Genomic DNA, 12,833 nt, shown 5'->3' with positions numbered 1-12,833 from the left:
AAAAAGGGGTGTCACACAGAGGATAAGCGAGGTGACATCACCAGATTATCAACAGAGTCAGTATTGCACCGAAAATGACTGTCGCCATTTGTGAATGCCACTGACGCTGGCTGACGATCATTTTTTACGAATGTGCGGGCCCGCTTTGTCCAGCACACCGTTGACAAACTTGTGACTGTCTTCAGCACCGAAGGTTTTAGCCAGTTCGATAGCTTCGTTGATCGCCACTTTGTAAGGGACGTCCTGGCGTTTGCTCAGCTCAAACAGAGCCAGACGCAAAATCGCTCTTTCCACCTGGCCCAATTCATCCAACTGGCGGGACAGGTATGGCGCCATCAATGCATCGAGTTTCTCTGCACTGTTTGCCACACCAGACAGCAGTTCGCGGAAATAGGCAATGTCTACGTCTTTGACATCCTGCTCGGTCAGGAATTCTAATTCAACATCGGCGATGTCATTTTTCGACAACTGCCAGGAGTAAAGCGCCTGGACGGCACATTCACGGGCGCGGCGACGAGCAGCAGGTTTCACGGATTTCCCCTTAACTAGATTCAGGCCTTAATAGCCTTGATAACATTAATCATTTCAAGCGCGGTCAGTGCAGCTTCTGCACCTTTGTTACCGGCTTTTGTCCCTGCGCGTTCGATGGCTTGTTCGATGCTTTCTGTCGTCAGCACACCAAAGGCAACCGGGATTTCGCTGTTCATTGCAACGCTGGACAGGCCAGAGCTACATTCGCCCGCGACGAATTCAAAGTGGGCAGTGCCCCCGCGGATCACAGTTCCGAGCGCAACAACGGCGTCGTACTTACCGCTTTCAGCCAGTGCACGGGTTGCCAGAGGCAATTCGTATGCGCCAGGGACCCAGACTACGGTGATGTTGTCATCGCTGACCTGACCGATACGTTTCAACGCATCAACAGCACCTGACAGCAGGCTGTCGTTGATGAAATTATTAAAACGAGCAATCGCGATCGCTACGCGCGCGTTCGGCGTGGCTACAGCACCTTCGATAACGTTCATAGTTTTCCTTAAAGTGGGTTCAGGAGTTTCTAACCCCCGCCGCAGGGGGGCGGATTCTATCATAAAATTACCCTGTCTGGACATGCGCTTTTCAAACCCATTCAGACAGAGAGGCGTAAAATTCTCAGTACGTGTTGTTTAGTACACCGGCTTCAGGCGCAAACGTAAATCCGGGCCAATTTGCCTGACATCGCTGAAAGCAAATTCAGGAGCATCGGCCAGATGCGTTAAACCGGGCAGTTCACACAGCGCGCGGCCATTATTACCTAATAGTTTCGGTGCCATATAAACGATTAATTCATCAACCAGACCCGCCTGTAATAAGGCGCCCGCCAGTTGCGCACCCGCTTCTACCCAGATGGAATTTACCTGACGTTTCGCCAGTTGCATCATCAGCAGAACCAGATCAATACGATTATCACGTCCGGCCACGCGCCATTGTTCGACGGATTCGGGCCAGATTTGTGTGTCGGTGTCCAGACGCGCCAGCAACACGTTGCCGGGTAAATTCACCAGCTGATGCTGTGGCGTGACGCGATTCTGGCTGTCGAGAATAACGCGCAGCGGCTGACGCAGATTTTCCTGCGGATAAACCGCCTGCACATCGCTGCCCAGTTCGTCCCAGCGTACGGTCAGCGACGGATTGTCTGCCAGAACCGTCGCGCTGGTGCTCAGAATAGCCGAGCTTTCTGCGCGAAAACGCTGAACATCGGCGCGCGCCGCAGCGGACGTGATCCACTGGCTTTCGCCCGAGGCCATAGCGGTTCTGCCATCCACCGACGCGCCCATTTTGAGCTGCACGTAAGGAAAACCGGTACGCATACGTTTAAGGAAACCGAGATTCACGGCTTCCGCCTGCGAATGCATCAGCCCGTGGCTGACCTCAACGCCATTTTGCCTGAGGCGATATAATCCCCGGCCCGCAACTTCCGGATTGGGATCCTGCATCGCCGCGACAACGCGGGCAACGCCTGCGGCCAGCAATGCATCTGCACAAGGCGGCGTACGCCCGTGATGGCTGCACGGCTCGAGCGTGACATACGCGGTCGCGCCCCGGGCTTTCTCACCGGCCATGCGTAATGCATGAACTTCCGCATGCGGTTCACCGGCACGCAAATGATAGCCCTCACCGACGATTTCGCCATTAAGGGCGATCACGCAGCCGACGTTCGGATTGGGTGTGGTGGTGAAACGTCCGCGACGCGCCAGCTCAAAAGCACGCGCCATAAAACGTTCATCACGGTGTAATTCCTCAGACGATGTTCCGGCAGGCTGTTCGGGGAGCATTAACTTTCCTTAGTCCTGAAGACGGGCAATCTCTTCGCCAAACTCGCGGATATCTTCAAAGCTGCGATAAACCGATGCGAAGCGGATGTAGGCGACTTTATCCAGCCCTTTCAGGGCATCCATCACCAGATTGCCAATCATTTTGGCAGGAATTTCACGTTCACCGGTAGCCCGTAACTGCGATTTAATGTGGCTGATGGCAGTTTCGACGTCGTCGGAGCTGACCGGTCTTTTTTCCAGCGCTTTCAGAAAGCCACCGCGAAGTTTGTCTTCATTGAACGGTTCACGGACTTCATTGCTTTTAATGACGCGCGGCATCACCAGTTCCGCCACTTCAAATGTGGTGAAACGTTCATGGCACACCAGGCACTGACGGCGGCGGCGAACCTGAGATCCATCGCCTACCAGACGGGAATCGATGACTTTAGTATCAACAGCGGCACAAAATGGGCAATGCATAGCACTTCCTGACAGCGGGCATAATTGGACATCAGTTTACCCCGAAGTGTGCTGACAACAAAGGCTGTCGCTACTTTCATAGACATCAGGTTAAACTTACTCATCTTATATTGGTGCCCGGACCGAATGTTTCAACGGGCAGATGAAAGGAAGTCTCTGATATGACAAAACCTCCCCGCCTCTTACTGGCCTGTGCTGTATTGTTCAGCCTGTCGGGCTGCGCACAGCAAGATCCCAAATTACCGGAGCTGAAAGCCGAAGTAGGCCAGTTGAACCAAAAACTCTCCCGCCTGACCGATCTGGCGACAGCACTGGAACAGCAAACTACGCTGAACCGCCAGTCTACTAACGGGGTCTATTTGCTTCCTGCGGCGAAAAGCGCTGCACTGGTGAAGAGTGAAATTGGCGAACTGAGCCTTGCACTGACCCGCGTCGCCCCGGATGCTAGCGGCGTTCAGGCCGTATTAGAGATTAAAAACAATGCCGGCCAGCCGCTGCCTGCATTTACCGCCACACTGAACTGGGGCCAGCTGGATCCGGTAACCGGTAAACCGCTGACTGTAGATATGCAAACGCAGACCATCACGGTTGAACCGGATTTATTACCGGGTCCGGTGAAAACGATAGAGGTGAAATTCGATCAGGTGACGGTCGAAACGCTGGGCTTTGTTCATCTGCATAATATTGTCGCCACGCAGAAACCCGCTCAGGCCGCAGAACCGGTTCCGGCGAAGTAAAAATTTGGCTTTCAGTTTTAGAAATCAGACATAAAAAAACCCCGCATTGCGGGGTTTTTACTTTCTACGCTACCGGCAGATTACGGCAGAATCGAAGGCTGATCTGCACCTTCTTTTTCCACTTTCTGCTGCAACATATGTTCACGCTTCATGCCCAGTTTCAGAGCCAGCGCGGACGCAACGTAGATTGATGAAGCCGTACCGATTGAAACACCAATCAACATGGTCAGTGAGAAACCACTGAGCAATGCACCGCCAAACAGATACAACATCAGGATCACGACTAACGTGGTACCGGATGTGATTAATGTACGGTGCAGCGTCTGGGTCAGCGACACGTTAAAGATTTCGTAAGGTGTCCCGCGACGGATCTTGCGGAAGTTCTCACGAATACGGTCCGATACCACGATGCTGTCGTTAAGCGAGTAGCCAATAACCGACATCAGTGAAGCGACGATGGTCAAGTCAACTTCGATATGGAACAACGAGAGTACACCCATGGTGATCACAACGTCGTGAGCAAGCGCGATAACAACACCTGCCGCCAGACGCCACTCGAAGCGGAAACCGACGTAAATCAGGATAGCGATCAGTGCCACTAACAGCGCCATAGCACCATTCTGCGCCAGATCGGCCCCTACGCTCGGCCCGACGAACTCGATGCGTTTCACCTGGGCATTCTGGCTGGTCGTTTCGTTAATCACGCTAAGAACTTTGGTACCCAGAACCTGGCCGCCTGTTTCACCCTGAGTCGGTGGCATGCGGACCATGATGTCACGGCTGCTACCAAAGTTCTGTACCAGCGGATCAGCAAAGCCTGCTTTCTGAAGCGCTGCGCGCATCGCGTCCAAATCCGCAGGTTTTTCCAGCGAGATTTCAATAACCGTACCGCCGGTGAAATCCAGACCCCAGTTGAAACCTTTCACACCGATAATGGCGATAGAAAGGATCAACAGGAAACCGGAGATACCGAAAGCCCAGTAATCCCAGCGCATAAAGTCATAGACTTTACGGCCATGGTTTAATTGTTCAACAGTATATTCCTGTGCCACAACGCACTCCTCAGATAGACAGCTTTTTGATGCGCTTGCCGCCGTACAACAGGTTTACGATGGCACGGGTACCGACGATTGCGGTAAACATTGACGTCGCTACACCAATACCGGTTGTAATCGCAAAGCCTTTAATTGCCCCGGTGCCGACGGCATACAGGATGATAACCTTGATGAGCGTCGTGACGTTGGCATCAAAGATGGAGCTGAACGCGCCTTTGTAACCTTCCTCAATAGCCTGCTGTACTGAACGTCCGTTACTAAGTTCTTCCTTAATACGTTCATTGATCAGCACGTTGGCATCAACCGCTACGGCAAGGGTTAATACGATACCCGCAATGCCTGGCATAGTGAGCGTCGCCCCGGGAATCAGAGACATAATCCCAACAATAAGCACCAGGTTAGCAATCAGCGCAGAGGTCGCAATCAGGCCAAACTTCTTATAGAAGAACAGCATGAAGATAATTGAGACCACAAGCCCTGCCAGACAGGCTTCCAGACCTTGTTTGATATTTTCCAATCCTAAGGTCGGGCCGATGGTGCGTTCTTCAACAATCTGAATTGGCGCAATCAGAGCACCGGCACGCAGCAGCAGAGACAGCTGACGCGCTTCATTCGGATCGTTCACCCCGGTGATACGGAAGCTGTTACCCAGACGTGACTGAATCGTCGCGACGTTAATAACTTCTTCTTGTTTCGCCAGGATCGCACGGCCATTTGCATCTTTCTTACCGCTGTCTTTGTACTCCACGAACAGGGTTGCCATCGGTTTGCCGATGTTGTCCTTGGTGAAGTTAGACATGGCGTTACCGCCTGCACTGTCAAGAGAGATGTTAACCTGCGGCTGATTGTATTCATCCATGCTGGATGTGGAATCAGTAATGTGGTCGCCGGTCAGAATCACGCGTTTGTACAGAACAACCGGACGACCATCACGCATGTCTTTCACTTCACTGTCACCCGGCACGCGGCCCGCTGAAGCAGAAGAAGCATCCACATTCGTGTTAACCAGACGGAATTCCAGTGTCGCGGTTGCACCTAAAATTTCTTTAGCGCGTGCAGTATCCTGAATACCAGGCAACTCAACCACAATACGGTCAGCACCCTGACGCTGCACCAGCGGCTCGGCGACACCCAGTTGGTTTACGCGGTTACGCAGGATAGTGATGTTTTGCTGAACAGCATACTCGCGCGCCTCATTCAGGCGGGCATCAGTCATCACCACATTGGCAGCAGTATCGCCACTGTTGGTGATCACTAAATCACGGTGACGTGGGCTCAGATAGCTGACGGCCGCATCGCGGGTCGCCGCATCACGGAAACGCACTTCAACGCCATAGTTGTCGAGTTTACGCACCGTGGAGTAAGGGATGTTCTTATCGCGCAAATCACTGCGCATATTATCCATGGTTTGTTCTTGCAGCTTGGTTAACGCGGTATCCATATCGACTTCCATCAGGAAGTGCACACCACCACGTAAATCAAGGCCAAGCTTCATCGGCTCAGCACCCAGCATAGCCAGCCAGCGCGGCGTTGCCGGAGCCAGATTGAGTGCAATGACAAATTTATCACCCAGTACGCCGGTCAGTGCTTCACGGGCGCGAAGCTGAACATCCGTATCTCTAAAACGGGCAAGAATAGCGCCATTTTCCAGGGCAATAGATTTGCTCTGGATTTTATTTTGATCTAATACGTTACGGACTTGGTCCAGCGTTGCTGCACTGGCGTCGGAACCCCGAGCACCAGTGATTTGAACAGCCGGATCCTCACCATAAAGGTTGGGAAGTGCATAAAGCAGCCCGACGATGACCACAACGATCAACATCAGATACTTCCACGCAGGATAACGGTTTAACACGGCAGTTCCCTTCGGGAAAATCGAAAATTAGATAGACTTCATCGTGCCTTTTGGCAGAACGGCTGCCACGAAGTCACGTTTGATCATCACTTCGTTGGTATCGTTCAGTGCGATAACAACGTAACCGGTATCAGCTACTTTCGTTACGCGACCGATCAGACCACCGGTAGTCATCACTTCATCACCTTTACCGATGGAGTCCATCAGTTTTTTGTGTTCTTTAGAACGTTTCTGCTGCGGGCGCAGGATCATGAAATAGAAGATCAGACCAAAAATCACCAGCATAGGTATAAGAGTGGTCAATTGGTTCCCTTGAGCCGGAGCTCCAGCAGCAGCAACTGCATCAGAAATGAAAAGGCTCATTTAATTTCCCTCATTGTTGTTGTGAAGCAAAATAGTTGTTGTAGAACAAATCGCGGATCCGAACCGGAGTCTGGCGATGAAACGTCTCGCACAATACCCCATTATGCCGGTTCAACAAATGATAAAATCGGCACCGCCTTGCGATGATGCCGATATAGCAAAGAAATCAGAAGTTTAAAGGCGGAACTGGCTTGCCTTTACGCTCGTAGAAGTCTGTTACAAACGTTTCTAATTTACCTTCTTCAATAGCCTGACGTAAACCAGCCATCAGACGCTGGTAATAACGCAGGTTATGAATGGTATTCAACCGCGCACCGAGAATTTCGTTGCAACGGTCAAGATGATGCAAGTAGGCGCGGCTATAATTGCGACATGTGTAACAATCACAGTGTTCGTCGAGCGTCGAAGTGTCATCTTTATGTTTGGCGTTACGGATTTTCACGATGCCGTCGGTGACAAACAGATGGCCGTTACGCGCATTACGCGTTGGCATGACGCAGTCAAACATATCGATACCGCGACGTACGCCTTCAACCAAATCCTCCGGTTTACCCACCCCCATCAGATAACGGGGTTTGTCTTCCGGGATTTGCGGGCAAACGTGCTCAAGGATACGGTGCATGTCTTCTTTCGGCTCGCCTACCGCCAAACCGCCCACAGCGTAACCATCAAAGCCGATATCTACCAGCCCTTTTAGTGATACATCTCGTAAATCTTCGTAAACGCTTCCCTGAATAATACCGAACAAAGCATTCTTATTATTCAATTCGTTGAAGCGATCGCGGCTGCGTTTTGCCCAGCGTAAAGACATTTCCATTGAACGTTTTGCGTAATCCCAGTCAGCAGGGTATGGCGTACATTCATCGAAGATCATCACGATGTCAGAACCGAGATCGTTTTGAATCTCCATGGATTTTTCCGGGCTCAGGAACACCGGATCACCGTTGATCGGGTTGCGGAAATGCACGCCCTCTTCTTTGATCTTACGCATCGCGCCCAGGCTGAAGACCTGGAAGCCACCGGAATCGGTAAGGATCGGGCCATGCCAGTTCATGAAATCATGCAGATCGCCGTGCAGCTTCATGATTTCCTGACCCGGACGCAGCCAAAGGTGGAACGTGTTGCCCAGTAAAATCTGTGCGCCGGTTTCTTTAACTTCTTCCGGGGTCATGCCTTTAACGGTGCCGTAAGTGCCTACGGGCATAAATGCCGGGGTTTCGACCACGCCGCGTTCAAAGACCAGACGTCCGCGGCGCGCGCGGCCATCGGTAGTGCTTAATTCGTACTTCACATTGCCTCCAGCATCAGAGAAACAGTCTGATGAGGTTAAGTCCGTGGCATGACGCCCGGAAAAGAAAGCCCGAATACACCGAGTGCGTCCGGGCCGTTAACTGCTGATTCAGGTTTACTGACCCACCACTTCCTGCGGTGCCAGCGGGTTACGGTTAATGAACATCGCATCGCCGTAACTGAAGAAACGGTACTGCTCTGCCACCGCCTGGTGGTAAGCATTCATGGTATTTTTATACCCGGCAAACGCCGACACCAGCATGATCAGCGTGGATTCAGGCAGGTGGAAATTGGTAATCAGGCAATCAATCACCTGATAGTTATAACCCGGGTAAATGAAAATTTTAGTATCGCCAAAGAACGGCGCGATCAGCGCGTCTTCGCTGGCCTTCGCTGCGCTTTCCAGCGAACGGACCGACGTGGTGCCTACTGCCACCACTTTATTGCCGCGCGCTTTACACGCCAGAACCGCATCTACAACTTCCTGAGGCACTTCGGCGTACTCAGCGTGCATGATGTGGTCTTCAATGGTGTCAACGCGCACCGGCTGGAAAGTCCCCGCGCCGACATGTAGCGTGACAAACGCCAGCTCAACGCCTTTTTCTTTCAGCGCGTCCAGCAGCGGCTGGTCAAAGTGCAGACCGGCAGTCGGGGCGGCAACAGCGCCCGGACGTTCGCTGTAAACCGTCTGATACAGCTCGCGGTCAGCGTCTTCATCCGGACGGTCAATATAAGGCGGCAACGGCATATGGCCGATTTCGTTGAGCAGCGTAAAGACATCGCGGTCTTCATTAAATTGCAGTTCGAACAAGGTGTCGTGACGCGCCACCATCGTGGCTTTAATGTCTTCGTTATCACCCAGCAGCAGTTCAGCGCCCGGCTTTGGCGATTTCGATGCGCGAACGTGCGCCAGAACGCGGTGCGAATCGAGCACACGCTCAACCAGCACTTCAATTTTACCGCCGCTGACTTTACGGCCAAAAACACGGGCCGGGATCACGCGGGTATTATTGAAGACCAGCAGATCGCCGGGCAGGATTTTATCGAGAATATCGGTGAACACGCCGTGCGTTAACTCACCGCTCGGCCCGTCAAGAGACAACAAACGACAGCCGCTGCGCTGGGTCTGCGGATAGCGGGCAATCAGGGATTCCGGGAGTTCAAAAGAAAAATCGGCAACACGCATAGCTTTTCACTTCACTTTAACGACAAAAACAGGCGGCTTAGTCTAGTGGGACGGGGCATCCCCTGCAAGCTTATGCGCGAAGAAAGGCACCCGCTGCCCTGTCAGGGATCAACTTTCCTGCGTTATACTCCGCCAATGAATTTTTTAGCCCACCTCCAGTTAGCGTCATTAGCTGACAGTTCCCTGACCGGCAACCTGCTGGCTGACTTCGTTCGCGGTAATCCTGACGGGCAGTACAGCCCGGAAATTGTCAGCGGGATCCGCATGCACCGCCGCGTAGATGTCATGACCGATTCCCTGCCGGAAGTCAAAATCGCCCGCAGCTATTTCCGTGACGATTTTCGCCGTGTTGCTCCGATTACGCTGGATGTTGTCTGGGATCACTTTCTGTCACGTCACTGGGCCACACTCCATCCGCAGCAGTCCCTGGAGGATTTCCTCGATGCCTGCCAGCAGGAAATTACGCCTCAACTTCCTGATATGCCGGAACGCTTCCAGAACCTGAATGCGTATCTGTGGCCGGAACGCTGGATGGAACGCTACGCGGTGCTGCCTTTTATTAGTGATGTGCTGCGCGGCATGGCGAACCGGCGTCCGAAACTCAGCGCGCTGGCCGGCTCTTTTCATGATATCGAACTCAATTACGACGCCCTTGAGCAACTATTTTGGCAGTTTTATCCGGCCATGATGCAGCAGGCAATGAATCGTGAAATCTGATAAATGCAGCCTAAATTGTGAACTACCGCTCATTTCCTTGCAAAACAGAGGGCTGTTGTTAAAGAACTTCGCGACTTAGTTCAAAAACTGATAGCCGGATGCTATCTGATTGATTGGTGTAATGGGGTTTATTCACTAAAGGCTTGCCCCTATACTGGCAGTCGTTTTGTTCACCCTTTCCACTCACCTACGTTGCCCTTAAGGGTTTCAAAAGGAGTAATATTATGGTTCTGGTAACTCGCCCAGCCCCTGACTTCACCGCAGCAGCAGTACTGGGCAGCGGCGAAGTAGTTGAAAACTTCAACTTCAAAAAACACACTGCAGGCAAACCAACTGTTATCTTCTTCTGGCCAATGGACTTTACCTTCGTATGTCCTTCTGAGCTGATCGCTTTTGATCACCGTTACGAAGAATTCCAGAAACGTGGCGTAGAAGTTGTAGGCGTTTCCTTCGACTCTGAGTTTGTTCACAACGCATGGCGTAACACGCCGGTTGAGAAAGGCGGTATCGGCCCTGTTAAATACGCAATGGTTGCAGATATCAAACGCGAAATTCAGAAAGCCTACGGTATCGAACATCCGGACGCTGGCGTTGCACTGCGCGGCTCTTTCCTGATCGACAAAGAAGGCGTTGTTCGTCACCAGGTTGTGAACGATCTGCCATTAGGTCGTAACATCGACGAAATGCTGCGTATGGTTGACGCACTGCAATTCCACGAAGAGCACGGCGAAGTGTGCCCGGCTCAGTGGGAAAAAGGCAAAAAAGGCATGGGCGCATCTCCGGATGGCGTAGCTAAATACCTGTCTGAAAACGCTTCAAACCTGTAATCCCTTCACGGATTTAACGGTTATCAACGGTCAGCTTAGCTGGCCGTTTTTTTTGCGCCGGATTTGCCCCGATCACATTTTCCCGCCCCGCCGACCCGTTCCCTCTCATTTACGTCTACGCTGAAAACGTCCGGTTATCGCCAGAATGGCGTGCGCTTTGCATAAAATTCCCTGGCGAACGGAACAACATCGCCATTAAAAAAGCGTTATCACACAATAACCTGAAGGTTATGACTCTAAAAGACAGGGTAAAAATAGGAGTTTGAATGCTACGGAATCCATGGAAAAAATCAGTCCTCGCACTGGCAATGCTGACCAGCCTCCCGCTGTACGCAGCATCTAACCCGGCGGTCGAAGCTAAAAACGGAATGGTCGTCACCTCGCAATATCTGGCGTCACAGGTTGGCGTCGACATTCTGAAAATGGGCGGAAACGCCATTGATGCGGCCGTCGCTGTCGGTTACGCACAGGCCGTCGTTAACCCATGCTGTGGCAATATCGGCGGCGGTGGCTTCATGACGGTGCATCTGGCTGATGGAAAAGACACGTTTATCAACTTCCGCGAAACGGCTCCCGCCGCCGCCAGCGCCAATATGTACCTGGATGCCGACGGAAATGTGAAAAAAGGTGCCAGCCTTTACGGCTATCTGGCCGCAGGCGTGCCGGGAACCGTACTGGGAATGGACACCGTTCAGAAGGAATACGGCAAACTGACCCGCCAGCAGGTGATGGCGCCGGCGATTAAACTGGCGCGTCAGGGCTTTGTACTGACCCGCGCAGATACCGATATTCTCGATACGACGGTTAAGCGCTTCAAAGAAGATCCGGAAGCCGCCCGCATTTTCCTGCGTAAAGACGGCAGCGCCCTGCAACCCGGCGACAAACTGGTGCAGACCGATTTAGCCAACACGCTCGAATCCATTTCTCAACACGGCCCGGATGCCTTCTACAAAGGCAAAATCCCGGCAGCAGTTGAAGCCGCATCGAAGAAAGGCGGAGGCATCCTGACCGCGGCAGATTTCGCCAGTTACAAAGTGACAGAAGACACACCAATCACCTGCAGCTATCGCGGCTACAAATTTGTTTCCGCACCGCCTCCGAGTTCGGGTGGTGTGACGATGTGTGAAATTCTCAACATCGTTGAAGGCTACGACCTGAAAAGCATGGGCTTCAACTCGGCAGCGTCCATTCATGTTCTCACCGAAGCTATGCGCCACGCCTATATGGACCGCAATACCTATCTCGGCGACCCGGAGTTTGTGAAAAACCCCATCGACCGTCTGGTCAGTAAAAGCTACGCCGAAGAAATCCGTAAGAAGATAGAAGCGGATAAAGCAACGCCTTCCACGCAGGTTCAGCCGGGCATGGAACCGCACGAGAAGCCGGAAACGACGCATTATTCCATCGTCGATAAAATGGGCAACGCCGTTTCCACCACGTATACCGTCAATGGCCGCTTTGGTTCCGTGGTGATTGCACCGGGAACCGGCTTCTTCCTGAACGACGAGATGGATGACTTCACCACTAAAGTTGGTGAGAAAAACCTGTACGGTTTGGTGCAGGGAACCAAGAACGCCATCGCCCCCGGTAAGCGCCCACTATCGTCGATGAGCCCGAGCCTGGTGACTAAAGACGGCAAAATTTTCATGGTTCTGGGGTCTCCGGGCGGTTCACGTATCATCACCATCACGCTGCAAACCGCGCTGAACGTGATTGATTACGGGATGCCTCCGCAGGAAGCAGTCGATGCGCCGCGCATTCATCATCAGTGGCTGCCGGACGAGGTGTATTACGAGCAGCGCGGTGTTTCTCAGGACAGCCTGAATATCCTGCAAAAAATGGGATACAAAATGGTTGAGCAAACTCCGTGGGGTGCCACAGAGCTGATTCTGGTGGGTCTGCCGGGCGCTGCGGGTGTTACGCCTGTGAATTCAGGCAACGACTCGGCGGTTTCGGGGAAAGTCCGTGAAGGCTATCTGTACGGCGCGAATGACGTGCGGCGCCCTGCCGGTGCCGCTACAGGCTATTAAGCCAC

At 52.6% G+C, this 12,833-nt stretch carries 13 protein-coding genes; 4 read left to right on the top strand and 9 right to left on the bottom strand.

The window, feature by feature from the left end:
* Positions 1-117: 117 nt before the first annotated feature.
* The 4 genes from nusB to nrdR all read right to left on the bottom strand — a co-directional run bounded on the left by nusB (position 118) and on the right by nrdR (position 2,768).
* Positions 118-531 (bottom strand): transcription antitermination factor NusB, encoded by a 414-nt coding sequence (gene nusB, locus CWS43_RS03630; RefSeq protein ID WP_101075473.1) that lies wholly within the window; start codon positions 529-531, stop codon positions 118-120.
* 20 nt (positions 532-551) lie between these two features.
* A complete protein-coding gene (gene ribE / locus CWS43_RS03625; RefSeq protein WP_101075472.1) occupies positions 552-1,022 on the bottom strand; it encodes a 6,7-dimethyl-8-ribityllumazine synthase in 471 nt (156 codons plus the stop codon).
* Between the two features lie 138 nt (positions 1,023-1,160).
* Complete coding sequence (ribD, locus tag CWS43_RS03620; protein WP_101075471.1) at positions 1,161-2,309, bottom strand: bifunctional diaminohydroxyphosphoribosylaminopyrimidine deaminase/5-amino-6-(5-phosphoribosylamino)uracil reductase RibD; 1,149 nt, start codon at positions 2,307-2,309, stop codon at positions 1,161-1,163.
* A gap of 9 nt (positions 2,310-2,318) precedes the next feature.
* On the bottom strand, positions 2,319-2,768 hold the full coding sequence (gene nrdR / locus CWS43_RS03615; RefSeq protein ID WP_015698341.1) for a transcriptional regulator NrdR: 450 nt from the start codon (positions 2,766-2,768) through the stop codon (positions 2,319-2,321).
* Positions 2,769-2,929: 161 nt separating this feature from the next.
* On the opposite strand from nrdR, the gene CWS43_RS03610 reads away from it, so the two are divergent.
* Positions 2,930-3,505 (top strand): DUF3251 domain-containing protein, encoded by a 576-nt coding sequence (locus CWS43_RS03610; RefSeq protein ID WP_101075470.1) that lies wholly within the window; start codon positions 2,930-2,932, stop codon positions 3,503-3,505.
* A gap of 80 nt (positions 3,506-3,585) precedes the next feature.
* On the opposite strand, the gene secF is transcribed toward CWS43_RS03610, so the two are convergent.
* From secF to queA, 5 genes are all read right to left on the bottom strand, one after another.
* Positions 3,586-4,557: a protein translocase subunit SecF gene (gene secF, locus CWS43_RS03605; RefSeq protein WP_101075469.1), complete on the bottom strand. Its 972-nt coding sequence runs from the start codon at positions 4,555-4,557 to the stop codon at positions 3,586-3,588.
* A gap of 10 nt (positions 4,558-4,567) precedes the next feature.
* The gene (gene secD, locus CWS43_RS03600) at positions 4,568-6,415 is read right to left on the bottom strand and encodes a protein translocase subunit SecD (RefSeq protein WP_101075468.1); all 1,848 of its coding nucleotides are present in this window, start codon (positions 6,413-6,415) and stop codon (positions 4,568-4,570) included.
* A gap of 27 nt (positions 6,416-6,442) precedes the next feature.
* Positions 6,443-6,778 carry a preprotein translocase subunit YajC gene (gene yajC / locus CWS43_RS03595; protein WP_101075467.1) on the bottom strand — a complete coding sequence of 112 codons (336 nt, stop codon included), beginning with the start codon at positions 6,776-6,778 and terminating at the stop codon, positions 6,443-6,445.
* Between the two features lie 166 nt (positions 6,779-6,944).
* Positions 6,945-8,069 carry a tRNA guanosine(34) transglycosylase Tgt gene (tgt, locus tag CWS43_RS03590; protein WP_101075466.1) on the bottom strand — a complete coding sequence of 375 codons (1,125 nt, stop codon included), beginning with the start codon at positions 8,067-8,069 and terminating at the stop codon, positions 6,945-6,947.
* A gap of 114 nt (positions 8,070-8,183) precedes the next feature.
* Positions 8,184-9,254, bottom strand: a complete 1,071-nt coding sequence (gene queA, locus CWS43_RS03585) for a tRNA preQ1(34) S-adenosylmethionine ribosyltransferase-isomerase QueA (protein WP_101075465.1) — start codon at positions 9,252-9,254, stop codon at positions 8,184-8,186.
* A gap of 135 nt (positions 9,255-9,389) precedes the next feature.
* Here queA and CWS43_RS03580 point away from each other — a divergent pair, with 135 nt between their 5' ends.
* The 3 genes from CWS43_RS03580 to ggt all read left to right on the top strand — a co-directional run bounded on the left by CWS43_RS03580 (position 9,390) and on the right by ggt (position 12,828).
* Positions 9,390-9,971 carry an ACP phosphodiesterase gene (locus CWS43_RS03580; RefSeq protein WP_101075464.1) on the top strand — a complete coding sequence of 194 codons (582 nt, stop codon included), beginning with the start codon at positions 9,390-9,392 and terminating at the stop codon, positions 9,969-9,971.
* A gap of 224 nt (positions 9,972-10,195) precedes the next feature.
* On the top strand, positions 10,196-10,798 hold the full coding sequence (locus tag CWS43_RS03575; RefSeq protein WP_101075463.1) for a peroxiredoxin C: 603 nt from the start codon (positions 10,196-10,198) through the stop codon (positions 10,796-10,798).
* A 266-nt stretch (positions 10,799-11,064) separates the two neighbouring features.
* The gene (ggt, locus tag CWS43_RS03570; protein WP_101075462.1) at positions 11,065-12,828 is read left to right on the top strand and encodes a gamma-glutamyltransferase; all 1,764 of its coding nucleotides are present in this window, start codon (positions 11,065-11,067) and stop codon (positions 12,826-12,828) included.
* Positions 12,829-12,833: the final 5 nt, after the last annotated feature.

Source organism: Rahnella sp. AA, from assembly GCF_002834385.1.
In the GTDB taxonomy this organism is placed as follows: Bacteria; Pseudomonadota; Gammaproteobacteria; order Enterobacterales; family Enterobacteriaceae; genus Rahnella.
The sequence above is the reverse complement of the archived record's forward strand: the minus strand, read 5'-3'. Positions and strand labels throughout refer to the sequence as shown.